This is a genomic window from Arthrobacter sp. Y3221157, assembly GCF_059089865.1.
In genome coordinates this window covers 1-22,890 of the sequence record NZ_JBNHFD010000060.1, presented here as the reverse complement: position 1 = coordinate 22,890, position 22,890 = coordinate 1, and the positions used below count along the sequence as shown (strand labels likewise).

23 protein-coding genes are annotated in these 22,890 nt (G+C 63.3%); 14 read left to right on the top strand and 9 right to left on the bottom strand.

All coding sequences use genetic code 11. The features are described from left to right. Positions 1-239: 239 nt before the first annotated feature. The 3 genes from AC5RTT_RS14370 to AC5RTT_RS14360 all read left to right on the top strand — a co-directional run bounded on the left by AC5RTT_RS14370 (position 240) and on the right by AC5RTT_RS14360 (position 5,066). Positions 240-2,558 (top strand): FdhF/YdeP family oxidoreductase, encoded by a 2,319-nt coding sequence (locus tag AC5RTT_RS14370; protein WP_494145767.1) that lies wholly within the window; start codon positions 240-242, stop codon positions 2,556-2,558. A gap of 50 nt (positions 2,559-2,608) precedes the next feature. Beyond that, on the top strand, positions 2,609-3,826 hold the full coding sequence (gene fdhA / locus AC5RTT_RS14365) for a formaldehyde dehydrogenase, glutathione-independent (RefSeq protein ID WP_494145766.1): 1,218 nt from the start codon (positions 2,609-2,611) through the stop codon (positions 3,824-3,826). Between the two features lie 205 nt (positions 3,827-4,031). Then, positions 4,032-5,066, top strand: a complete 1,035-nt coding sequence (locus AC5RTT_RS14360; protein WP_494145765.1) for an AAA family ATPase — start codon at positions 4,032-4,034, stop codon at positions 5,064-5,066. Positions 5,067-5,331: 265 nt separating this feature from the next. On the opposite strand, the gene AC5RTT_RS14355 is transcribed toward AC5RTT_RS14360, so the two are convergent. Next, positions 5,332-5,466: a hypothetical protein gene (locus tag AC5RTT_RS14355; RefSeq protein ID WP_494145764.1), complete on the bottom strand. Its 135-nt coding sequence runs from the start codon at positions 5,464-5,466 to the stop codon at positions 5,332-5,334. A 397-nt stretch (positions 5,467-5,863) separates the two neighbouring features. Here AC5RTT_RS14355 and AC5RTT_RS14350 point away from each other — a divergent pair, with 397 nt between their 5' ends. Together AC5RTT_RS14350 and pntB are read left to right on the top strand one after the other, a co-directional pair. Further along, complete coding sequence (locus AC5RTT_RS14350; protein WP_494145763.1) at positions 5,864-7,429, top strand: Re/Si-specific NAD(P)(+) transhydrogenase subunit alpha; 1,566 nt, start codon at positions 5,864-5,866, stop codon at positions 7,427-7,429. Further along, positions 7,426-8,898 carry a Re/Si-specific NAD(P)(+) transhydrogenase subunit beta gene (gene pntB, locus AC5RTT_RS14345; RefSeq protein WP_494145762.1) on the top strand — a complete coding sequence of 491 codons (1,473 nt, stop codon included), beginning with the start codon at positions 7,426-7,428 and terminating at the stop codon, positions 8,896-8,898. Before AC5RTT_RS14350 ends, pntB begins: the two co-directional genes overlap by 4 nt. A gap of 542 nt (positions 8,899-9,440) precedes the next feature. Here pntB and AC5RTT_RS14340 read toward each other — a convergent pair. Both AC5RTT_RS14340 and AC5RTT_RS14335 read right to left on the bottom strand, forming a co-directional pair. Continuing rightward, on the bottom strand, positions 9,441-10,106 hold the full coding sequence (locus AC5RTT_RS14340) for a GAP family protein (protein ID WP_494145761.1): 666 nt from the start codon (positions 10,104-10,106) through the stop codon (positions 9,441-9,443). Then, the gene (locus tag AC5RTT_RS14335) at positions 10,103-10,612 is read right to left on the bottom strand and encodes a TetR/AcrR family transcriptional regulator (RefSeq protein ID WP_494145760.1); all 510 of its coding nucleotides are present in this window, start codon (positions 10,610-10,612) and stop codon (positions 10,103-10,105) included. Before AC5RTT_RS14335 ends, AC5RTT_RS14340 begins: the two co-directional genes overlap by 4 nt. A 246-nt stretch (positions 10,613-10,858) precedes the next feature. Between AC5RTT_RS14335 and AC5RTT_RS14330 the strand changes: the two genes are divergently transcribed. After that, entirely contained in the window at positions 10,859-11,041 is a 183-nt protein-coding gene (locus AC5RTT_RS14330) for a hypothetical protein (RefSeq protein ID WP_494145759.1), read from the top strand. A 430-nt stretch (positions 11,042-11,471) separates the two neighbouring features. On the opposite strand, the gene AC5RTT_RS14325 is transcribed toward AC5RTT_RS14330, so the two are convergent. Continuing rightward, on the bottom strand, positions 11,472-11,663 hold the full coding sequence (locus AC5RTT_RS14325) for a three-helix bundle dimerization domain-containing protein (RefSeq protein WP_494104047.1): 192 nt from the start codon (positions 11,661-11,663) through the stop codon (positions 11,472-11,474). Between the two features lie 29 nt (positions 11,664-11,692). Between AC5RTT_RS14325 and AC5RTT_RS14320 the strand changes: the two genes are divergently transcribed. After that, the gene (locus AC5RTT_RS14320) at positions 11,693-11,968 is read left to right on the top strand and encodes a hypothetical protein (protein ID WP_494145758.1); all 276 of its coding nucleotides are present in this window, start codon (positions 11,693-11,695) and stop codon (positions 11,966-11,968) included. Between the two features lie 542 nt (positions 11,969-12,510). Beyond that, entirely contained in the window at positions 12,511-13,059 is a 549-nt protein-coding gene (locus AC5RTT_RS14315; protein WP_494145757.1) for an AMIN-like domain-containing (lipo)protein, read from the top strand. A gap of 563 nt (positions 13,060-13,622) precedes the next feature. Here the strand turns inward: AC5RTT_RS14315 and AC5RTT_RS14310 are convergent. Then, the gene (locus AC5RTT_RS14310; RefSeq protein ID WP_494145756.1) at positions 13,623-14,072 is read right to left on the bottom strand and encodes an SRPBCC family protein; all 450 of its coding nucleotides are present in this window, start codon (positions 14,070-14,072) and stop codon (positions 13,623-13,625) included. Between the two features lie 642 nt (positions 14,073-14,714). Continuing rightward, positions 14,715-14,888, bottom strand: a complete 174-nt coding sequence (locus AC5RTT_RS14305) for a hypothetical protein (RefSeq protein ID WP_494145755.1) — start codon at positions 14,886-14,888, stop codon at positions 14,715-14,717. Between the two features lie 429 nt (positions 14,889-15,317). Between AC5RTT_RS14305 and AC5RTT_RS14300 the strand changes: the two genes are divergently transcribed. Further along, the gene (locus AC5RTT_RS14300) at positions 15,318-16,106 is read left to right on the top strand and encodes a YsnF/AvaK domain-containing protein (protein ID WP_494145754.1); all 789 of its coding nucleotides are present in this window, start codon (positions 15,318-15,320) and stop codon (positions 16,104-16,106) included. Positions 16,107-16,157: 51 nt separating this feature from the next. Here the strand turns inward: AC5RTT_RS14300 and AC5RTT_RS14295 are convergent, their stop codons facing one another. Continuing rightward, positions 16,158-16,289: a hypothetical protein gene (locus AC5RTT_RS14295; RefSeq protein ID WP_494145753.1), complete on the bottom strand. Its 132-nt coding sequence runs from the start codon at positions 16,287-16,289 to the stop codon at positions 16,158-16,160. 780 nt (positions 16,290-17,069) lie between these two features. Here AC5RTT_RS14295 and AC5RTT_RS14290 point away from each other — a divergent pair. From AC5RTT_RS14290 to AC5RTT_RS14270, 5 genes are all read left to right on the top strand, one after another. Further along, a complete protein-coding gene (locus AC5RTT_RS14290) occupies positions 17,070-17,870 on the top strand; it encodes a hypothetical protein (protein ID WP_494145752.1) in 801 nt (266 codons plus the stop codon). Between the two features lie 17 nt (positions 17,871-17,887). After that, positions 17,888-18,298, top strand: a complete 411-nt coding sequence (locus AC5RTT_RS14285) for a phage holin family protein (protein ID WP_494145768.1) — start codon at positions 17,888-17,890, stop codon at positions 18,296-18,298. Beyond that, the gene (locus tag AC5RTT_RS14280) at positions 18,295-18,990 is read left to right on the top strand and encodes a DUF3618 domain-containing protein (RefSeq protein ID WP_494145751.1); all 696 of its coding nucleotides are present in this window, start codon (positions 18,295-18,297) and stop codon (positions 18,988-18,990) included. The genes AC5RTT_RS14285 and AC5RTT_RS14280 overlap by 4 nt, the downstream gene beginning before the upstream one ends. Further along, positions 18,987-19,595, top strand: a complete 609-nt coding sequence (locus AC5RTT_RS14275) for a MarR family winged helix-turn-helix transcriptional regulator (protein WP_494145750.1) — start codon at positions 18,987-18,989, stop codon at positions 19,593-19,595. Before AC5RTT_RS14280 ends, AC5RTT_RS14275 begins: the two co-directional genes overlap by 4 nt. 99 nt (positions 19,596-19,694) lie before the next feature. Then, positions 19,695-20,075: a DUF4383 domain-containing protein gene (locus tag AC5RTT_RS14270; protein ID WP_494145749.1), complete on the top strand. Its 381-nt coding sequence runs from the start codon at positions 19,695-19,697 to the stop codon at positions 20,073-20,075. A gap of 561 nt (positions 20,076-20,636) precedes the next feature. Here AC5RTT_RS14270 and AC5RTT_RS14265 read toward each other — a convergent pair. After that, positions 20,637-21,491: a sucrase ferredoxin gene (locus AC5RTT_RS14265; protein WP_494145748.1), complete on the bottom strand. Its 855-nt coding sequence runs from the start codon at positions 21,489-21,491 to the stop codon at positions 20,637-20,639. 64 nt (positions 21,492-21,555) lie between these two features. Further along, on the bottom strand, positions 21,556-22,761 hold the full coding sequence (locus AC5RTT_RS14260; protein ID WP_494145747.1) for a cupin domain-containing protein: 1,206 nt from the start codon (positions 22,759-22,761) through the stop codon (positions 21,556-21,558). Between the last annotated feature and the right edge of the window lie 129 nt (positions 22,762-22,890).

Below are 22,890 nucleotides of genomic sequence, written 5' to 3'. Positions count from 1 at the left end.
CTCCGTCGAAATCGAATACTTCGGCCGCCGCATCCCCGCCACCATCACCCAAGACCCCCTCTACGACCCCACCATGACCAGGCTCCGGGGCTAAGCCGCGCCCTGCGGCCAACAAGGCAAGCGGCCCGGACTCTTTCCCTCGCAACGACCGGGTCCGGGCCGCTGACTCCGCCTCTTCCACAAGCCGTGTAAGCATTTGCCGGCTGCTTCACCTCCAGGATCTGAAAGGGATAACACCCGTGGCATCCAAAGCCCCCCGCGAAAACATTGACGAGTCAAAGCTGACCGTCACCAAGCCCAAGACCAAGGCCGTAGGCATCCCGGCCGTTGCCAACGCGTTGAAAATTTCGCTGGAACAGATGGGTCCACTGCGCAGTGTCCACACGCTCCTGGCTGTGAACCAGCTGGACGGGTTCGACTGCATGGGCTGCGCCTGGCCTGAACACGAAAAGCGCAACGCCGCCGAGTTCTGCGAAAACGGCGCCAAGGCAGTGGCCGAGGAAGCCACCCGTCGCCGCGTCACCCCGGAATTCTTTGCCCAACATTCAGTTGCTGAGCTCAAGACACGCGACGACTACTGGCTGGGCCAGCAAGGCCGGCTTACCCACCCGATGTTCCTGGATGAAGGCGCAACCCACTACAGGCCCATTGAGTGGGACGAGGCTTACGACCTCATGGCGGAGGAGCTGCGGGGCATGGAGCACCCCGACCAGGCGGTCTTCTACACCTCCGGCCGGACCTCCAATGAAGCAGCATTCGTATACCAGCTGTTGGTGCGGGGAATCGGCACCAACAACCTTCCTGACTGCTCCAACATGTGCCACGAATCCTCGGGATCGGCGCTGGTGGAGACCATTGGAATCGGCAAGGGTTCTGTCAGCCTGACGGACCTGGAAACGGCGTCGCTGATCTTCGTGGCGGGCCAGAATCCTGGTACCAACCACCCACGCATGCTGAGTGCACTGGAGAAGGCGAAAAAGAACGGCGCGATCATTGTGTCCGTCAATCCCCTACCCGAAGCCGGACTCCTGCACTTTGAAAATCCGCAGCATGTATCAGGCATGGTGTCGGGGATCCGGTTGACGGACGACTTCCTGCAGATCCGTGCCGGCGGCGACCAGGCCCTGTTCCAGGGCCTGGGCAAATACCTGCTTGAAGCCGAAGCTGCTGGCCGGAACACCCCGGGCCTGGAAACGGTCCTGGACCACGACTTCATCGCCAACCACACAGTTGGCATTGATGACTACCTGCGCTACCTCGAGAAGGTGGAGTGGGATGACATCGTGGAGGCCACGGGTCTCACCTTGGAGCAGATCCACGCAACGGGAGAACGGCTGCTTGCATCCAATGCCACCATCGTGTGCTGGGCCATGGGACTGACCCAGCACAAGCATTCCGTGCCTACCCTCCGTGACGTGGTCAACGTCCTGCTCCTCCAGGGCAACATCGGCAAGCCCGGCGCAGGCGTTTGCCCGGTGCGCGGCCACTCGAACGTCCAGGGCGACCGCACCATGGGCATCTTCGAAAAAATGCCGGAGATGTTCCATGACCGGCTCGACCAGGAATTCAGGTTCCGGTCTCCCCGGGAGCACGGCTTTGACACGGTGGCAGCCATCCGCGCCATGCGGGACGGCAAGGTCCGTTTCTTCATGGGGATGGGTGGCAACTTCGTCCGCGCCGCCCCGGACTCCGAGGTCACCGAGCAGGCCCTGGCCAATACCCGTTTGACCGTTCAGATCTCCACGAAACTGAACCACTCGCACCTGTCCACAGGCCGCAGGGCGTTGATCCTGCCAACGCTCGGACGCACCGAGAAGGATACCCAGCAGACCGGCGACCAGCGGGTCACGGTGGAAGATTCCATGAGCGCCGTCCATGCGTCACGGGGACGGCTCAAGCCCGCCAGCGAACACCTCCACTCCGAGGTAGCCATCGTGTGTAACCTCGCGCACAGGGTGTTTGCCGAGGGGCACGGCCGTCTGCCCAACACGCCCCAGGCCAGCTGGCTCGCCATGCGGGATGACTACTCGCTGATCCGGAAGCACATCGAAGCGGTCGTTGACGGCTTTGAAGACTTTGAAGAGCGGATCCAGCATCCGGGCGGCTTTGTGCTGCCACACCCGCCGCGCGACGCCAGGAAGTTCGACACCGCGTCCGGGAAAGCCCACTTCACGGGCAACGAGCTGGAGTTCATCAAAGTCCCTTCCGGCCGGCTGGTCCTGCAAACCCTGCGCTCACATGACCAGTACAACACCACCATCTACGGCAAGGACGACCGTTACCGCGGCATCCATGGTGGCCGGCGCGTGGTGCTCATCAACGCCCAGGATGTCAGTGATCTCGGTTTTGCCGACGGGGACATGGTGCACCTGATCTCCGAGTTCCAAGGGACGGAGCGGCGGGCCGAAAACTTCCGGATCGTGTCGTACTCGACGCCGAAGGGTTGCGCCGCCGCGTACTACCCCGAGACCAACGTCCTGGTACCTCTGGACTCCGTGGCGGATACCAGCGGAACGCCTACCTCCAAGTCCGTGATCATCCGGCTGGAAAAGGCCTAGATCCCTCTCAAGTTCTCCATTTCAGTAACACCAACGATTAGGAAGTGACCATGTCAGGAAACAGAGCAGTCGCCTACAAGGAACCCGGTGTCGTCGAAATCATCGACACTGAGTACCCGACGTTTGAGCTCAAGGATGGCCCCGGCGTCAATCCGGCCAACGTCGGCCGCAAGGTGCCGCATGGCGCGATTCTCCGTACCGTGACCACCAACATCTGCGGTTCGGACCAGCACATGGTCCGGGGCCGCACCACAGCTCCGCAGAACCTTGTCCTCGGCCACGAAATCACCGGTGAAGTGGTGGAGGTTGGGCCCGACGTCGAGTTCATCAAGGTCGGCGACATCGTCTCCGTACCCTTCAACATCTCCTGCGGCCGCTGCCGCAACTGTAAGGAGCAAAAGACCGGGATCTGCCTCAACGTCAACCCTGACCGGCCAGGCAGCGCCTACGGCTATGTGGACATGGGCGGCTGGGTCGGCGGCCAGGCAGAGTATGTCCTGGTCCCCTACGCCGACTGGAACCTGCTGCGCTTCCCGGACCGCGACCAGGCGCTGGAGAAGATCATGGACCTGACCATGCTCTCCGACATCTTCCCCACCGGATTCCACGGCGCAGTTACGGCCGGTGTCGGCGTCGGCTCCACCGTCTATGTCGCCGGTGCCGGTCCTGTTGGCATCGCGGCCGCCGTCGGCGCCCAACTGCTGGGTGCCGCCGTCGTCATTGTGGGCGACATGAACGAAGACCGCCTGGCGCAGGCGCGCTCGTTTGGCTGTGAAACGGTCAATGTTTCCAAGGGCGACCCGAAGGACCAGATTGAACAGATCCTCGGCGTCCCGGAAGTGGACTGCGGCGTGGACGCCGTCGGCTTTGAGGCCCGCGGCCACGGCAAGGACGCCTCCCACGAGGCGCCCGCCACCGTTCTGAACTCCCTCATGGACATCACCGCAGCCGGCGGTTCCCTGGGTATTCCGGGCCTCTACGTCACCGGGGATCCGGGTGCAGTTGATGAGGCTGCAAAGCAGGGCTCGCTCTCGCTCTCCCTGGGCACCGGCTGGGCAAAGTCTTTGTCCTTCACCACAGGCCAGTGCCCTGTCATGAAGTACAACCGTCAGCTCATGATGGCCATCCTCCACGACAAGGTCCAGATCGCAAAGGCAGTCAACGCCCAGGCCATTCCGCTTGAAGACGCCCCGCGCGGCTACGCCGAATTCGACGCCGGAGCGGCAACAAAGTTCGTGCTGAACCCCAACGGTTACGTGAAGGCTTAGTACAGATCAACGGATACCGGGCCGCAGGGCAACGCCACAGGGCGAATGTCCTGCGGCCCTCGGTGTCCGCGCAAACTGCCAGCCACCGCATCGCCGTCGTCGTCGAACTTTCCGGCGGCGATCCGTTAGGCGGCGCGCGCCGGTAAGCCGCGGTGATCACGAGGCCAACCCCACCCGGTCCCGAAACGAGTACTACAGTAGATGCATGGCTCCCAACCGCCATCCCCTTGACGACCTGCGTGAAACCATCGGCCACCTGGCCGATCAGCTCAAGCTGCCCGGTGCGGAGCGCGTCGACGACCTCGTCGGCGATCTCATCGGTGCAAGGCCCGGTCCGGCCCGGCCGCTGTCCGAGGTACAGGCCGAACTCGACGCGCTGGTCGGCCTGGAGACCGTGAAGGAACAGGTACGGGCCCTCGTCGCACTGCTCCAGGTCCAGGCCCGCCGTAAGGCGCACGGCCTGCCGGAGGTGGCCACATCACAACACCTGGTGTTCCTCGGAAACCCGGGAACGGGCAAGACCACCGTGGCGCGGCTCCTGGCTGAGATGTACCGCGCGGTTGGACTGCTGCAGAAGGGCCACCTGGTCGAGGTGGACCGTTCGGGCCTCGTGGGGCAGTACGTAGGCGCGACCGCCATCAAGACAGACCGGGTGATCCGCCGTGCGCTGGACGGCGTCCTGTTCATCGACGAGGCCTATGCGCTGGCCCCTGAGGACGGCCGGATGGACTTTGGCCCAGAGGCGATCGAAGTCCTGCTCAAGAGGATGGAGGACTACCGCCACCGCCTGGTGGTGATCGTGGCCGGGTACCCGCGGCTGATGGAGTCCTTCCTGCTCTCGAACCCCGGACTGCGCTCCCGGTTCGCCCGGGAGATCACGTTCCCCGACTACTCCGTCGACTCACTCCAGACGATCTTCCACCGTATGCTGGCCCAGCACGAGTACACGCTGGAGCCGGGCGCGGACGAGATGCTGCGCCGCATCTTCACCGGGCTCCACGCGAGCGAGGACTCCGGCAACGCTCGGTTCGCCCGCACGCTTTTCGAGCAGTCGCTCAACCGCCAGGCGCTGCGGCTCTCGCTCGACAAGGAACGAAGTCTCGACGCGCTCGATCGTGAGGCCGTCATGACGCTCACCGCAAACGACATCATCGAGGCCGCGCTGGCCCTGGGCGAGGCGCCGGAGCCGGAGCCAACGCCGGAACTGGAGCAGCCACGCTGGTGGCGCTGGCTGGCCTGACCGTATCCGGCCGGCTTCCAAGCGAACGCACGTTCCGCCCACGAGCGGGAAGAAGCACAACCAATCCCGTTGTCTTGCAAGCGGACCGCAGCTTTCCTGTCCACCCCAAGCTGCCTCGCTGCCGCCCGGGGACATGTTCTCTGGTCCGCGATCAGCGCTGTCATGAATCAGCGCCGTGGTGCCAGCAAAAATTTCAGATATATCTTATTTCAATCTTTGATATATAAGTTCTATACTAGATCGGGGTCCGCTGAAGGATCGATTCTTAACTCGACGAGGAGTAGAACAGATGCAGCAACTCGCGCACCGTCTCCGGCGGCTGGGCACCGAGATTACCTTCAGCGTCGCGGAGGCCGCGGCCACCCGGAAGAGCCGAGAATACTGCGTGCTTCCCTTCCATGGTGGCGACCTCAGCATTCCGACGGCCCCGCACAGTGTCGAGGCCTCTAACAGGGCGATCGCCGATGGTTACCCGGGCTGCTGCCCCAGCCTTGGAATTCCGCAGCTGCATGAGGCCCTCGCCGAGGAGCTGGGGACGGGTTCCGCCAAATCTGCTGCAGGTCCTGCAAATATGCGCAGGGCGAAGGAGCATGTCCGCCCCGTCCCACTGCCTGAAGGACAACGTTCAGCAACCTTCTCCAGCAGGACTCCTTGACCGGCTCCTAAGCGAACCAATGCAGTAGGTCCTGTTCGCCCAAACCGCAGAAGCACCGAATTTGTCGCGCATTCAGCGGGGCAGCAGATGCTGTCCCCGGCAGCGGAATTCCCCAGGCACCACATCCTAGAGAGAGAGAATAGTGACGCGTATAGGCATCGTGGCCGAGTTAGGTCGCGAGACAAGGGTGGCGGCAACGCCTGTCACCGTGAAGCAGTTGTTGGAATTGGGCTACGACGTTGTGGTCGAAAAGGGCGCCGGTGAGTCCGCGTCCTTCCGGGACGAGGCATACGCTGCGGCGGGCGCTCTCATCGTCGGCGCCGACGATGCGTGGGGCAGCGACGTGGTGCTGCGGGTCAATCCGCCAACCGACGAAGAGATAGGGCGGCTGCGTGACGGCGCCACGCTGATCGGGATGCTGAGCCCTGCTTTGCGGCCGGAGCTTGTTGAGGCTTTGGCAGCCCGGCCCATCACCGCCCTTGCCTTGGATGCCGTGCCGCGGATTTCGCGGGCGCAGTCGATGGATGTCCTGAGTTCGATGGCGAACATCGCCGGGTATCGTGCCGTGGTCGAGGCCGCCCATGAGTTCGGCAGATTCTTTACCGGGCAGGTCACCGCGGCGGGCAAGGTCCCGCCGGCGAAAGTTCTCGTTGCCGGCGCGGGTGTCGCCGGCCTTGCGGCGATCGGTGCGGCGAGCAGCCTGGGCGCGATCGTTCGCGCTACGGATCCGCGGCCCGAGGTGGCGGATCAGGTGAAGTCCATTGGTGGTACGTACCTCAAGGTTGAGGTCGAGGAGGAGATGAAGTCCTCCGATGGGTACGCCAAGGCGACGTCGGAGGCGTACAACCGCCGTGCAGCCGAAATCTACACCGAGCAGGCCCGTGACGTGGACATCATCATCACCACGGCTCTCATTCCGGGCCGGCCCGCGCCGAAGCTCCTCACGGCCGATGACGTAGCCGGGATGAAAGCTGGCAGCGTGATCGTGGATATGGCTGCCGGGCAGGGCGGCAACGTTGAAGGTTCCGTGGCAGGTGAACGGGTGGTGACGGAAAACGGTGTCATCATTCTCGGCTACACCGATCTGCCGGCCCGGCTTCCGGCCCAGGCGTCCCAGCTGTACGGGACCAACCTGCTGAACCTCCTGAAGCTCCTCACCAAGAACAAGGACGGCCAGCTGACCCTTGACTTCGATGACGTGGTTCAGCGCTCCGTGACGGTCGTACGCGAGGGAGAAAAAACCTGGCCACCGCCCCCCGTCCAGGTCTCAGCGGCACCCCAGGCCCAGGCGGCGGTCACGCCAGCCAGTGAACAACCTGCCGGCAAAGCTGACAAGAAGACCGGGCTGAGCGCTGCCGGTAAAGCCGGTCTGATTGCTGCGGGTATCGCCGTGCTTTTCGGGATCAACGCAGTGGCGCCGGATCCGCTGCCTCAACACTTCACAGTGCTGATGCTCTCAATCGTCGTGGGCTTCTATGTCATCGGGAAAGTGCACCACGCGCTGCACACTCCCCTGATGTCCGTTACCAACGCGATCTCCGGAATCATCGTCGTCGGAGCACTTTTGCAGATCACCTCAAACAACATCATCGTCCAGGCCCTCTCGGCGGTTGCTGTTCTGCTTGCCAGCATCAACATTTTCGGCGGGTTCGCCGTCACCCGGCGCATGCTCGCGATGTTCTCCAAGGGAAATAAGGCACAGGGATGAGCGCCGTACGCGAAGCAACAGGAATTCTTACCAGGAGCAGCACAGTGACTGATACCGTTTCCGGTCCCTTGACCGCAGAGTCCGTAGCCGGGGCGGCATACATTGTCGCAGCCCTGCTGTTCATCCTCAGTCTCGCGGGACTGAGCAGGCACGAGAAGGCCCGCGCGGGGGTTATCTACGGGATCTCCGGAATGGTGGTGGCCCTGGCAGCGACCATCTGGTTGACCCTCCAAAACGCCTGGGGCTCATCCCAGGTACTCACCGGTCTCATCCTGCTCGTGGCCGCGGTGCTGGTCGGGGCCGCGATCGGCTTGTGGCGCGCCCGCGTGGTCCAGATGACCGGAATGCCTGAACTCATCGCGCTGCTGCACAGCTTCGTCGGCCTTGCCGCGGTTCTGGTCGGCTGGAACGGGCACCTCGACAGCCCCGAACTGCCCGACGCACTCAAAGCGATCCACCACGCAGAAGTGTTCATCGGGGTCTTCATCGGCGCCGTCACCTTCACCGGCTCCATCGTCGCCTATCTGAAGCTCTCGGCCCGAATGAAGTCCTCACCGCTGATGCTGCCGGGCAAGAACGCGATCAACCTCGGTGCCCTCGCCGCGTTCGTCGTCCTGACCGTCTGGTACGTCAACGACACCCAGCTGTGGCTCCTGATCGTCGTCACCATCCTCGCCCTGGGCCTGGGCTGGCACCTCGTAGCCTCCATCGGCGGCGGCGACATGCCCGTCGTCGTCTCCATGCTCAACAGCTACTCCGGCTGGGCAGCAGCCGCCGCCGGCTTCCTGCTCAACAACGACCTGCTGATCATCACCGGCGCCCTCGTCGGCTCCTCCGGCGCCTACCTCTCCTACATCATGTGCAAAGCCATGAACCGGTCCTTCATCTCCGTCATCGCCGGGGGCTTCGGCATCGAAGCGCCCAAGACCGGAGACACGGACTACGGAGAGCACCGGGAAATTTCCGCACAAGCAACTGCCGAACTGCTCACCAGCGCCTCCAGTGTGGTCATCACCCCCGGTTACGGCATGGCAGTGGCGCAGGCCCAATACCCTGTCGCCGAACTCGCCCAGCAACTCCGTGACCGCGGCGTAGACGTCAAATTCGGGATCCACCCCGTCGCCGGGCGCCTGCCTGGACATATGAATGTCCTCCTCGCCGAAGCCAAAGTCCCTTACGACATCGTCATGGAAATGGATGAAATCAACGACGACCTTGACGGGACGTCAGTCGTCCTCGTCATCGGAGCCAACGACACCGTCAACCCCGCGGCGGCGGAAGACCCGGGCAGCCCCATCGCCGGCATGCCCGTCCTCCGCGTCTGGGAAGCCGAGAACGTCGTCGTCTTCAAACGATCCATGGCCGCCGGTTACGCCGGCGTCCAAAACCCCCTGTTCTTCCGCGACAACTCCCAAATGCTCTTCGGCGACGCCAAACAACGCGTCGAAGACATCCTCCGGGCCTTCTGATCCAACGAACCTTCCAAGACGAGGAGAGACCATGCCCAGACATCGAACAGCACTTCCTAGCGTGGTTCTGACATCACTTCCTCCACGTAGGCCCAATCAGTTGATGGGCGCTGAGGACGCACCCTTTGCGCAAGCCTTTGGCATCGACGACTACGCTGCATCGCCTTGGTTGGGCCTTCACTACAGGCACGAGTTGTTACTGCACTGCAATCACGAATTGCTGGAGCATCAGCATCTGAAGGACTAGGGCCGCATCTGCGCCCATCGCCTCCAGCAGTTCCAGGGGCTAGGAGCCGGTCAGCGAGGCACGCCAGCCTGGCACCAGGCCCGGGTGAACGATTTCCGGAGGGGCTCGGTCAGTCCATTCTCTGACACCGGGCGCCAGGAACTCATGGACCCGAACCTGACAACGGGCACCGCCCTACGGCCAGTCCGGTATAGCAGAGGAGGTGTGGACACTGTCCACACCTCCTCTGGCAACCTGAGAGAACGGGGGCGAGGAACCACGCCCAGCCGGAAGCCGCGTTGGGACTTCCCCAGTGTTAAGGCCAGAGGGCAATAATGAGGACTGCGGCGGCGAGGACGAACAGGGCGGTTGCTGCCGGAATGGATCGCTTGACGGCTCCGGTGGAGAACCGATCCAGTACCTTCCGCAGACGTGTCCTGACTTTGTCGCCGTGTGCCGTGCCGAGTGCGAGCAGAATCAGGCACGGGATGCAGTACACGAGTGCGTAGCCGGTGAGCACTAACAGGCCGACGGGAATGTCGACGTCCGCTGCGACCATCCGTTCGATCGCGATGAAGTAGGGGAACGCGTTGGGCAGGTCAGCGCCAGTGGTGAGGACGCCGAGCGGGAAAGCCGTCCACAGCCCGAACCAGGTAGGCAGGTCGATGCCTTTCCTTTCCCGGTCCTTGAGGCGGCGGTAACCCGCGACGGCGAGAGTGATGGCTGCGATGAGGAACACTCCACGGCGTAGCCAGAGAAGGCCTTCTCCGACGGCGTCCGCGGCAGCATTGGCGCCCAGGAAGATGACCGTGCCTAGCGCGAAGACAGTGCTCATCGCGCCCAAGACGAACGCCAATGCCGAACCCACAGGCCGGTGGCGGACGGTGAGCAGAATCAGGGTGATGACAACGATGGTCGCCGGGTTGAGTGAATCAGCCAGGGCGAGGCCGGCGATGCCCGCGAGGAGGGCGGCGCCGATCACGTGGCAGACCTGCTGTGCAGCCAGCTCAGGATTGCATCAACTCGGGGCGAAGAGCCGTCGTCTGTGATGCTGTTCAACAGCATGCCGTCACCCAGGAGGCGGATAACTGACGCTGCCAACGGGTCTCCTGTTTCAGCGGTGAAGAGCTGCTCCCACCGCCGCGTGGCCTCGGCCGCCTGCTGAAGAAGCGCGTCGGTCATCGAGGTGTGGTCGGTGAGCAGGATTGACATGGCCCGATAAAGAGCAGCTTCTTCACGGGAGGATGACAGGCGCAGCCAGGTCTCGACCACGTTGCCGCTCCCGGCGGCCGCGGTCAGCGTCTGGTCCATATCCTGTATCGCTTGCATCGCAATGGCCTCCAGCAGGGCAGCCCGGGAATTGAAGTGGTGCATCAGCCCACCCTTCGATACCCTGGCCTGCTCAGCGACGACGTTCATCGAAGGCACCGAGCCCGTCTCGATGGCGAGCCGCCGAACCGTCCACAGGATGTGTTCCCTGTTGCTCATCCAGCGAGACTAGCACATGAACAGACCGACCGGTCGGCTTGCTAGGAAACAGGCCGTCTTAGACTGGACCGAGAGTTGCGAACCAATTCAGGTGAAGAACCAAGAACGGCGCGGTCGGCAAACAGGGGCGCTTTTCGTGCCACAGGCCTTACGCCCTGTTAAGAGTCTCCGCCTGTGCATATTTCCGGCTCCGATCGTGCGGAGTTGCGTCCGGGTTTGTCAGCCGCGCCAGCCTAAACTCTTGCCATGCACCCCTTAGTGGCGGTCGGTCTGGTATTCCTTACCGGACTTGCCTGGATAGGCACCGTTCTGACCCTGCTGATCGCCTTGGCGAAATCCCGCCAAAGGTCGCCGGCTGAAGCCAGAAATGTGAACCAAAGCGAAGAGGCCGACAGCGGTTATCAGAAGGCTTCCCGACTGCAGCCCTGACAAGGCGCCTGCCTTAGATGAGGTACGGCAAAATCGCGAAGTTGTAATCTGTCCCCGTACTGCCGGTCCGACTCCGCCACGCCCCACTGCCCCTGGCGCCAAACTGAAAGTTGAGATTAATTTGCTCGACGAAACCGGCAAGGCACTAAGGCCGGCGCCAGCACCGACGTCGTAAATGGCGGCCCAACCCTGGTCCACAACGGCCAGCTGAACGTTAGGAGTGGACGCCCAAGGCCGCACCCTACTCCCTGACTGCCCGGACCGGCTGCGCGACGTCATGGCTGAACGGTCACTGAAGCTGCCCAAGGAGTACACCCTCACCCCCGTTGCATCTGCGCCAGAACAGGCTGATCACTAGCCAGGCCGCCGGAAGCCCCCGTCCTTTCACCGGACAGGGGCTTCTGTGCACAGGCGGACGCGGTGCCTGCGGCTACTGTCTTAGGCGGTCCCTGACAGCGTGTTCAACAAGGATCGGAACGTAGTCCCGGACCCTGCCGGTGTCCAGGGAACGGTGTTCCTGTTCGACGATGTCCTCAATCCGTTTCCGCGGCACTGACGGGTACTTTTCGGCGAGCCGGTCCACGACATGACCAAGTGCCCGCATTTCTTCGATGACGCCCATTGGGAGAGTTTCGGTGCGGGCGCATCCAGATGCAAGTCTGGATTTTTCCGCCGGGCCGGGGTAGCGCCAGCCACCTGCCCATTATCCTCTACCTGCCGCATCTCATCCTCTTGGTGCTGCTGCTGATAGCGGCCGGGATCCTGACCGCATCCTGCCCGGGCGGCGCACTACGGCGCCTCACTGAGGAGCTCTCCGGCCGGGAGCTGCAGGAGCCCTTCACCGGAGTGACGACCGTGGGCCGGTCCCCCAAGCACTGGAACCGGCCCACGGCTGGCGGCTTCCTGCTCGGGGCCGCCATCACCTAGTGCCACATCTTTGGGGCAGCAGGCGATCCTAGCCCGGTTCCGGGCACGGTCCCCACTCGGTGCAGGCGCGAAAGGAATGAGGCCCCAGGGGGCGGAGCGGCGGGTAGGCTGCGTGTCCGTGAGGCGACGGAAGTCCTCCGCTGCGGCCGGCCAACACGGGAATGAGCTGAAGATCCTGCCGGCGGGCATGAGACCGCGTGTTGTGTCTTGAAGTGGTCAGCGTCTGATGCCATGGTCGGTGACTCTCTTCGAGTGCCGTACCGGCTGACTGCTCAACCACGAGTATGAACAAGATACCCACATGGCACCCACTATCACGCTGCCTGGCCACGGCCTTGTTACCAAGCATCACGGCCGGGTCCAGAAACGGCACCGAAACGATCAAAATGGCCGGCAAAGAGCCTCCGATTTTACTGCCACGTGACCCGGATGCAGCGTTCTTCACGGTTCCGCCCCGAAGCGGCAACAACCCTCGTCGCGGGGGCTTGGCACTGCCTAATCTTGAGCTGTCCAACCGCACCACTCCCCCTTGGATGGCACCAATGAAAAAACTCCTCCTCTGGCTCACGGCGCTCCTCGCGGCGGTCGGGCTGGGTATCGTCGCGCCGGGGCCCGCCTCGGCAGCCACCTCATATTGCGGGCTCGCATGGGGATCTCAGGACAAGGCAGCGCCCGAGATGAGCTCAGCATCCGTCACCAACGTCCGGACAGGGCAGCAACCCTGCTTCGACCGGATGGTGGTGGATCTCAACGGCCCCGCAACGGGCTACACAGTGCGCTACGTCCCGGATATCATCCAGGACGGCACCGGTTACACGATCCCCGTGTACGGCAATGCGCGCCTGCAGGTCGTCGTGAACGCACCCTCGTATGACAGCAGTGGCAACGTCACCTACAACCCTGCCGCGAAGGCTGAGCTGTCCAACGTTGCCGGCTACCAGACATTCCGGCAAGTCGTTTACGCCGGAAGCTTCGAGGGTTCCACCAGCATCGGCCTGGGCGTCCGTGCCCGGCTGCCGTTCCGGGTCTTCACCCTGGACGGACCGGGATCCGGTTCCCGGCTAGTTGTGGACGTCGCCCACTTCTGGTGACGGGCACGAGAGGTGCCGCACGCCGACGACCCGGCATGCGGCACCTCCCAATGTGCTTCAACCAAGGGCACCTGCGGGCTTCATTCATCAGCCTTTACAACCTTCCGAGTGACTGGATGTTTCCTTAAGAAAAGAGTCCTTCAGCCGCGACGATTGACCCGCCGTTGAGCTCGGCGTCCGCCGCCCTAAGCGATGGGTGTGCCCCTTTGCGGCTGGGCTGCTGTCACCTCTAATTCACCCTCAGGGCATCCATTCCGCTTGGGAACTCAAAATCGATTGCCGTCAGGTTGGGCATATGTGCATCCTTAATAGTGGCTAGAAGGTATCGGTGGCGTGTAGTCGTTTCAAATGGCTTCGACCGCAGCGCGGTGTGGACCGGGCTGGCCGCTAACAAGGCGGAAGCCGAAGCGTTAGCCCTTTCCGAGCACCCTGGATGGTTCATCCAGGAAGCCGGTCGCGCCGTAGAGCCCTACTGAGCATGTTCATGCTCCACCCAACGGTGAACACGTAAGATACGCGTTACCGACTAACCGCCAAATCCCCGTCCAACTGCTTGAGAACGCCTAATGCACCCCTCCCTGCAAGGAGCCGGTTCCAGTACCTCTGGCCTCAATAAACTCCTTGAAGCGGCGCAGGTCCGCCCTGACCTGCATGTTGTCGAACCCGAGAACGGCCCCGGTCTTTTCAATGAAGGACTCCGGGGCCCATTCAAGACGGACCCAGATGCGCGTCACGCCGGTCTCAAGCGGCGTGAACGTGACGGCGCCGGCATGTGTCTGGCCGTCGATGCTGCGCCAGGCGATCCGCTCATCAAGGCGTTGTTCGATGATTTCAGTGTCGAACTCCCGCCTGGCTCCGCCGATGTTCACGACCCAGTGGTTCGTCCGATCGTCGAGTTGGGCTACGGAGTCCACCCCGGACATGAAATTGGGGAAGAGCTCGAACTGGGTCCACTGGTCATATGCCACGCGCACGGGGACCGTGACGTCAATGGTCTCTTCGACTGTTTGCACGCTTGCTCTCCTCCTAGTGAAGGGCGGGCCACAGCTGCCGCCTTTGACAACCCTTACCCATACCCGCCGCCACTCCCACGACCGTAGACCACGGATCACCAGTCGATGCCGTTGGAAGCGCGACAAGTGGCAGAGCAAGAAACCGCGGCTGACCGTCGCAATTCACCCCCGGACTTGATCTTCCCACGACGGCCAAAACGATAGTTTCCGACCTGGTGCTGGTAGCCGTCGGCGGTGGCGCTCCTACGGGCCAACCGCTCTCAGGACTGGCGCGCGGTCCGATTTCGGTGGATCCAGGGTTGGCATCTAGTTGATTCTTCCGTCGAAGTTGATGGCGAAGGCATTGAGCGCCAGCTTCCATCGTGTGGCCCATCGTGCCCTGCCCTTGCCTGTGGCCTCTAGTGCGTCGCGAGCAACTACCGCCAGAGCTGGGCAGCAGGCGTCGATGGGGGGCACAGCACGGGCTTTATCCCTTGGTGCGGGCCCAGACTTAGAGTCCGTCGACCAGGCGGGTCACCGTCTTTCATGATGCCTTCCCAGAGTCATTGTTAGGCATCCTCGCTGGACAAGCAACGAGGTGGAGGCCCAAGAGCGCGCAGGACGGCAGCCCTTCCGGGTCGGAGGGAACTACTGCTAGAACGATTAGCTTTGCAGGTCCTCTATTGCCCAAGCAAGAATCCTCAGCTCGAACGGCTCACGTTCGGCAAGGCCCTTGATGTAGGCATCAAACTCGGTTATGTCGGCGCTGCCGCCGTTGGCCCAGTAACTCAGCCATAAATCGTCGAGCCATTTCGGGTCTTGCTGGGCCATCATCATGGCTGTGAATCGTGGATCTTCCATAGAAGCCTCGTGGGTGCTGACAGTATTCCGTCTTCTTCCAGGCCCCTCTGCTCCGGGCATTTCTAAGATGCCATTCACAGCTCTCGGACTCAACCCGACTAGCGAAAACGCAGGGAAGGTTTCAGCCAAAGCCGGCAGCAGAGGTGCGGGCACCCCTCAGGACTGACGTGATCCGCTGCCGAAAATCGGCGCATTCAGAAAGTTCCACCGCGCCATCCTCCGAGCGAAACCTAGGCGTTTGCAGACTCCCTCAGACTTTTAACCCCTGTAGGAGAATCGTCGGGTATTGACCCCCGCGGGCAGGTCTCAAACCGGGTCATCATTGCCAACCAATTAGTAAGTGTGCTTACTATGAGCTCAGGGGCAGGTTAAAGGTCTCTACCCAACAGAATCCAAGGAGGCAGTATGTTCGCCAAGGAAAACATTGACACCCTGCTCAAGGCGGGCGGAAACGTCCTCAGCGCTGGCGGGGACAAGATTGGTTCCATCGGCCAGCTCTACGCTGACGACGAGACGGGCCAGCCGACTTTCGTGACCGCGAAGACCGGGCTGTTCGGCACGTCCGAATCCTTCGTCCCGCTCGAAGGCGCGCGAACCGAAGGCAACGACATCGTCGTTCCTTTCGGCAAGGATCAGGTCAAGGACGCCCCGCGCGTCGCCGAAGATGGGCACCTTGAACCGGCCGAAGAGGAGCGTCTGTACGCTCACTACAACCTGGGCGGGGGCACTACCTACACCGACGCTACGTCCAGAACCGGGACCGCGGATGCGGGTGAACGGTCGGGCACGGTCGGCCACGACACTTCCGGACCGAACACCGATGATGCGATGACCCGCTCTGAAGAGCAGCTTCATGTTGGCACCGAAAGGCAGGCTACCGGCCGGGCCCGGCTGCGCAAGTACGTCACCACCGAGCATGTCACCACCACCGTGCCGGTGCAGCGCGAAGAAGTCCGTATTGAACGTGAACCCATCACGGATGCGAACGTCGGCGCCGCGATGGACGGTCCCGCGATCAGCGAGGAAGAACACGAAGTCATCCTCCACGAGGAACGCCCCGTGGTCCAGAAGGAAGCCGTCCCGGTCGAGCGGGTCCGCCTGGACAAGGACACCTTGACCGAAAACGTCACCGTCAACGAGGAAGTCCGCAAGGAAAACATCGAAGCTGACGGAATCGGTGACACCCGCCGCTAAACAGCAGCGGGAGGGCCCGCGCAATGAGCGCGGGCCCTCCTGTACGTCCTATTAGATGGCGCCGGCGGCGAGGTCCGCGGCGGCGTCAGGTTCTGTCCGGTCGCTTTTCTCCAGCGCCGGTGTCGGCTCGGGTTCCCGGGCGGTTGCCTGCATGGAACGCCAGGCGACTGTTCCTGCTGCCATGACCAGCAATCCACCGATCCACCACCACTTCCTTGCCCCTGGTCGCCGCAACTCGACCGGCTCAGCGACTTCAGTCGCGGCCTTCCGCCCTGCCCTCCTTAATTGCTCCTGGACCCGCGGAGTAAGTGTCTCCACGCCGCCTGCGAGCTCGTCATCGAGCCGACGCAATACCAGTTGAAGGCGCGGGGAGGCCGCTTCAATGCCGGTATCGAGACCGTCAACCGCCCTTTGCAAAGCGGCCTGGACCCCCGGTGTGGCCCACTCCCTCCCCCTGGCCAGTTGGATCCTGAGGTTCTCAGAAAGACGGTGGACCTGCTCGGTTTCAGTCAAAGGTTGTGCCGTGCGCATGAGTGCCTCCCGGGGTAGATGGATGCCCATAGCCTACGGCGGACAGCACCACCGGAAACAGGCCCTGGCACAACCGCTGATTCCTGACATCCAACTCTGCGCCCTGAGGCTGCAGCCCCACCCGGATGATCTCAAGGATAGATGCGCCCTGACGGGCGCTATCTCGTCGTCAACCTCCGAGACCCCTGCGACCCCTGCGCAAACAGCTGACGGACACGCTATCGGGTACCCAAGAGCCCCAGGTACAGGAACCACCAGGTAGGGGCAAAAGCCTCTGCAAGGCATCCCCGCTGGCGCATGCATTAGCGCACCTGTGCTTGCGGATCTAATAGCAAGTGTGCTTACTATCTAACTAGTAACCATGCTTACTAATTGCAGGTGGCATGAAATTCTCTGGCCTGCTGCCCGTGCATCAACTGAAGGAGAGCGATGATGACTGAGAACCAGTGGTCCGGTGCTTCAACGCCTGGCACCCTTGACCAGTACGGCAACACTGCCCCGGCCCTGACCGCGGAGTCGGCCGGAAGCTCGGATTCGAAGAAGGACGTCGCCAAGGAGGAGGCTTCGCAGGTGGCGGGGCAGGCAACCTCAGCGGCGCAGGGAGTGGCCCAGAAGGCCAAGAGTGAGGCAGCGAACGTCGCCGCCGAGGCGACGTCCAGCGCCAAGGACTTGCTTGGCCAGGCCAAGCAGGGCCTGTCCAGCCAGGCCGGGACCCAGCAGCAGAAGGCGGCCGAGGGTATCCGGACTATCTCCAGCCAGCTGCAGAGCATGGCGGACGCCCCGGACCAGCAGGGCTTGGCAAGCGGCCTGATCAGGCAAGCTGCACAGCGCAGCGAATCCGTTGCTTCCTGGCTGGAGAACAAGGAGCCGGGCGACCTGCTGGGCGAGGTTCAGCGGTTCGCACGCAACCGCCCAGGCACGTTCCTGCTGCTGGCCGCCGGTGCGGGTGTTCTGGCAGGGCGGTTGACCCGCGGCCTTACAGCAGGCGCTCCTGCGTCCCAAACCGCCTCCATTCCGCCGTTTCCAGCGCAGGCACCCAGGGCCGAAACGGCGGTCGAAGCAGGCGTCCGCGAACCCTTTCCTGAGGCAGCGGCAGCACCCGCGGCATATGGCGAAACCATCTACGGGGAACCGGGGCGGCCGGCTTTTTCCGGCACCGAGGCAGGTGGCGTTCCACTCAATGACCTGGATGACCCGTACAACAACACTCCCGGTGGAGGTCGGCAGCTGTGAGTAGTCAGATTCCTGAGATGCCGCCGAGTGAGGCGCATCAGAAGGCCGATAACGCCTCTTTGGGTGAGTTGCTGGGTGATGTGACCCGGGACCTGTCCACCCTGATGCGCCAGGAAGTGGAGCTGGCCAAGGCCGAAGCCAAGCAGTCAGCCACCAGGGCAGGGAAGGGCGGCGGGATGCTCGCCGGCGCCGGCGTGGCCGGACACTTCGTCCTTCTCTTCCTGTCCCTGGCACTGATGTTCGCCCTCGGCGCCCTGATGCCCCTGGGCTGGGCCGCCGTGATCGTCGCCGTGGTCTGGGGCATCATCGCCGCGATCCTGGCCAGCATTGGCCGGAAGGAACTCAAGCAGATCAAGGGCCTGCCCCAAACGGGCGAAACCCTTTCCGAAATCCCCCCAACTCTGAAACCAGGTGAGGTTAACCGATGAGCGATAACCCGGATGCAATCCGCGAAGAAATTGAAGCTACCCGCGCACGCCTGAGCACCGATGTGGACGCCGTCGCGGACAAGGTCACCCCGTCCAACATCGTCAACCGCCAGACGGACAAGGTCAAAGATGCCGTGGCCGGGGTCAAGGACAAGATTATGGGCGCAGCCGACACCGCTACTTCAAAGGTTCAGGATACGGTCGGCTCGGCTACATCCACGGTCCATGACAAGGTCTCATCGGGCGCCAGCCACACCGGGGGTGCACTGCATTCCAGCGGTGAGTCGCTGCACGGGGCCAAGAATAACGTGGCGGCGAAGCTCTCCGGCGCAGGTACGGCGCTCTCACACGCTCCGGCGCAGGTCAAAGCCCAGGCCCAAGGCAACCCTTTGGCCGCCGGACTCATCGCCTTCGGCGCCGGCATGCTCCTCTCGTCCCTGATCCCGGCAAGCACCAAGGAACGTGAAGCTGCGGACCAGCTCAAGACGGCGGCCCAGCCGCTGGCGGGCAAGGTCACCGAGGCGGCTAAGGACGTGGTCCAGGACCTGAAAGAACCAGCCCAGGAAGCGGTGGAGAACGTCAAGGCCGCCGCGGCCGACGGCGCCCAGAACGTTAAGGCAGAGGGTCAGGGAGCCGTCAGCGACGTCAAAGACCGGGCCGCCGACGCCAAGGACAACGTCCAGAACACGTGAGCGGCGAGGACAGGGCCTGCGGGTTGCCCCGCGTAGCGGCGGAGCCACCCGTGGGCCCGGACCCTGACCTTTCCGCCGGCGGTCCGCGGCATATGAGCGCGTCAGTCTCGGCGGGGCCGGAGCGGTGGGCCACACACCGTCTTCTGGGCATCGTTGCACGGCTTACCGAGCGCCGGCTCAACCGTCAGCTCGCTCGCCTGAGGCTCACCAAAGGCGGCCTGGAGACGCTGGAGGCCGTGGCGGAACTGGAACCGGCCACAGCGTCCGACGTCGCCGATCTGCTCTTTGTGAGCAAGCAGAGCCTCGGCAAAGTCCTGCACCGCCTCCATGGTCTCGGGTATCTGGCCAAGGAGCCGGGAATTGATGGCCGCAGCGCCAACCTCCGCCTTACCGAAGCGGGCAGAACCGCCCTCTCAACAGCAGAGGACCTGATTGCAGCCATTCCCGAGTCTGCTGCTGACGCGGAGTTCCGGCACCAGTTGGAACACCACATAACCCAACTCAGGAACATGGAGCACATCCCACTCCCCCGCCGGCTGCAGCCCAAGGCCATCACCGAAGGTCTTCAGGCTTCACGCCGCAAAACATCATCGACCCATACGTGAAGGAAACAGGAGCACCGCAATGACCGCGACAAACCGCGTGACCGGCCCGAAACAACCCTCCAAAAGGCAGCGCAGGCAGTAGGCGCTGTCTTCCTCCTGGTGGGAGTCCTGGGATTCATCCCGGGCATTACCAGCAACTACGAAACGCTCTCTTTCGCCGGGCACGAATCCGGAGCACTTCTGCTGGGCATCTTCCAGGTTTCGATCCTGCACAACATTGTTCACCTGCTCTTCGGCGTCGCCGGGATCCTGATGTCCCGCACCCACGGACAGGCACGCAACTACCTGCTCTACGGTGGCGTCGTCTACCTTGTCCTGTGGCTCTACGGCCTCATCATCGGGCACGATACCCCGGCCAACTTCGTGCCCGTCAACACCGCGGACAACTGGCTCCACTTCGTCCTCGGCATCGCCATGATCGCTCTGGCCATCCTGCTTTCGCGCAACACCAACCGCACCCACGGCGCCGCCACCCGCTAGCACGGGATACTAACGGTTCAGCCGCCGCTGAGCCTCAGCGTAAAGAGGGGTCCGGGCACTTGCCCGGCCCCCTTTGGGTGTCTACAGGCACTTCCCGTTGGTGCCGTGAAGCAGGAGCAATCACGGGGCAAGTGGCCGGAGACGCGGGGCAATCCCCGAAGTAAGGGGGGGTCCCCGTGGAGCAGCTTATAAGCTTGGATTGCCCGTCGCGTTTCCAGGCCTTGATCCGGGCCGTTGGAGGCCTGGAGAGCACGTCCACGTCTGCCAACGGTCAACGCGGTTAGCCTCGGCGAACCGGGTGCCGGACATGACCAGGAACAGGAATACCGTAGAGCGCCGGCTGTCGCGGGCCAACGACTCTCCGCAGCAAAGGTCGAAAACAGCCATGCCTACGCCGCAGCCCCACTCCTCGTCCCGGACCTCGTGCGCGGCATCGCGGCGACGGCGTTCAGCTAACTCGTGCACGGGCGCCTACCCTTGCTCGATGCCTTCCTTCGCCGGGTCGATTGGCACCGCCATCGACTCGCCGATAAAGGAACTGCCTTCGGTAAACCCGGTCCTCTAGACGGCGCGGATCGAAATGAGCTCGTAGACCGTGGCCGAGCTTGTTGCCGGCCCGCGGCAGGTTAGCCGGCATGGCGGGCCGCGGTGGGTACGGAGTTCGATGTCGATTCGCGCGGGGTGAGGAGGAGATCCGGTGATGTGGATCCGCCAAAGATCACCGCTGCTGGAGGTCTCGATCACTCTGTAGTCATTCCGGCCGGCCGGGCCGAACCGCCTGAGCGTGGCCGCGACGGCGGTCTGCTGTGCTGGAAAGAGATCCGTGTATCCGCGCAAATGATCCGCGCTGATACGGCCAGCGAGGTGTGCTTCGATCGTGGCGACGGACGACTCCTCGTCCAGATTTCCGTAGTAGACACCGTCGGGTGCAACCACGACGTTGGCTGCGAACCTGTCACCTCCTACATGCGAACATTCCCACACCAGCTCCGGCCACCGCTCGCTCAGCGCACGTCCCACGGGCCGTCCCCACACGGCACAGCATTGGTCATGTTGACTGTGAGTGCAGACCAGGATGAGGGGCGGATAGTCGAGCGTTCCGGGGAGGCTGAGGGCTTTGGCAACCTCCGCCAGATCCTCGTCCTTGCCCCACGTGCCCCATTGCTGACGATAGGCGCCCGAATCCTCATGGTGCAGTACTGCCCAATGGCTCTTACCTTCACGGCGGCGGGGGCCGGGCCGTCTCACCAGCAGCACCCGCGCCCGCGCCGCCTTCGCGGCGGAGAGCACGAGTGCTTTGGTTTCAGGCTCAAGATCAAGCCCTTCAAAGCCATTGAGAGGCCACCCGCCCCGGTACTCGATGAGGACCCAGACGACGCCGTGCGGCGCTGTGCCTGCAATCGGGTCGCCGCGCAACCGGGCGCCTTCAGAGCAGAAGAAGCGCTTTGTGGCCGCCGCTGTGGCGAAGTCGCTGTCTAGATCACTTTTCAACGGGAACGAGGACCCCCGCGCGCAACAGTCTTTCAACGAGTTCGACGCCGAGATCACCTGCGGTGTGAATCTCCCCGTCGAGCAGTCGCGTGACGGAAGGCAGATCGGTCGCTGGGAAGTCGAGCCAACCCACGCGCGTGGTGAGGCGCAGTCCCTCCAGACGCGCTTCCAGGGAACCGCGAAGCCGGACCACAGACTCGGGGCTTAGGCAGCCGACAGCCGCGAGCTGGGCCAGCGGCCCCAGCGGTGCCGGGCGCCCCTGACCACGCCGGCTGCGGTGGAACAAAGAACTGGTTTCAGCCTCAACGACAGCAGCGGCGAGGCGTTCACGGACGACGTCGAGCTCCGCACCAGGCCCTTCGACGCCCAACGGCAATGTACGGCGCATCTCGGGGTCATCGCACAGCGCTGCAAGCGCGGCCTGCGCGAGTTGTTCGGCCAATGCGTAGCGGGTCCAACTGTGGATGCCGAGCGTGAGGTGAATGGAAACCTCGCCCTGCGCCTGGGCGGCATGCAACCAGCCGCGCGGCAGGTAGAGGACATCCCCCGGCTCAAGCACCGTGTCGATATAGGCCTCGCCTTTGGCGGCCTCGGCTACGGCGGAGCGGACATCGGTCCAGGGCTGATCACGCAACGGGTCCGTGTGGACCGGCTCGTGGATGATCCAGCGTTTTGTTCCCTCGATCTGCAGGACAAAGACGTCGTGCACGTCGTAGTGATCGTCGAACCCACGGTTCTGGGGCGGCGTTATGTAGGCATTCGCTTGCACCGGATGTCCCAGCTCGGTGCTCAGACTGCTGCTGAAGTCAGAAACAGGCGCCCATGTGCGGTGCAGTGCTTGCAGCACGAGCGTGGCACCGTCCGCAAACTTACGCCAAAGCGCTGTGTCATCGAGCTGGTCAGAGATGGTGGCGCCAACGCCGGCGGGCGAGGTGAACGACGAGTCGGGAAATGTAGAGCCGCCCTTGGCAACGCGGAGAAAAGGCGTGCGCAGACCCCGGCGCGAGACCAATTCGTCGACGGCCCCGGCAGAGAACAGATCGGAGAAGTCACTGGCGCCACGCGTGAGAAGCGCCGTGCGCCCCCATACGTCGCCGGCGAACCTCTCACGGCCAATCTTGATCAGGCGTGTTTCCAGGACCCCGCCGCTTTTCACGGCGCCGGGGTCCTGAAAGTCCGTGCGGGTGGTGCTCAAAATTCAGATGCCCCGTTCCGCGGCTCCCCCACCGGCACCCCCGTCAGCTCCACCATCGGCACCCCCGTCGGCACCCCCGCCGCAGCCAAAAGTGTGCATTACGGCGGTGTCCCTGCGTGCGATAGCTGC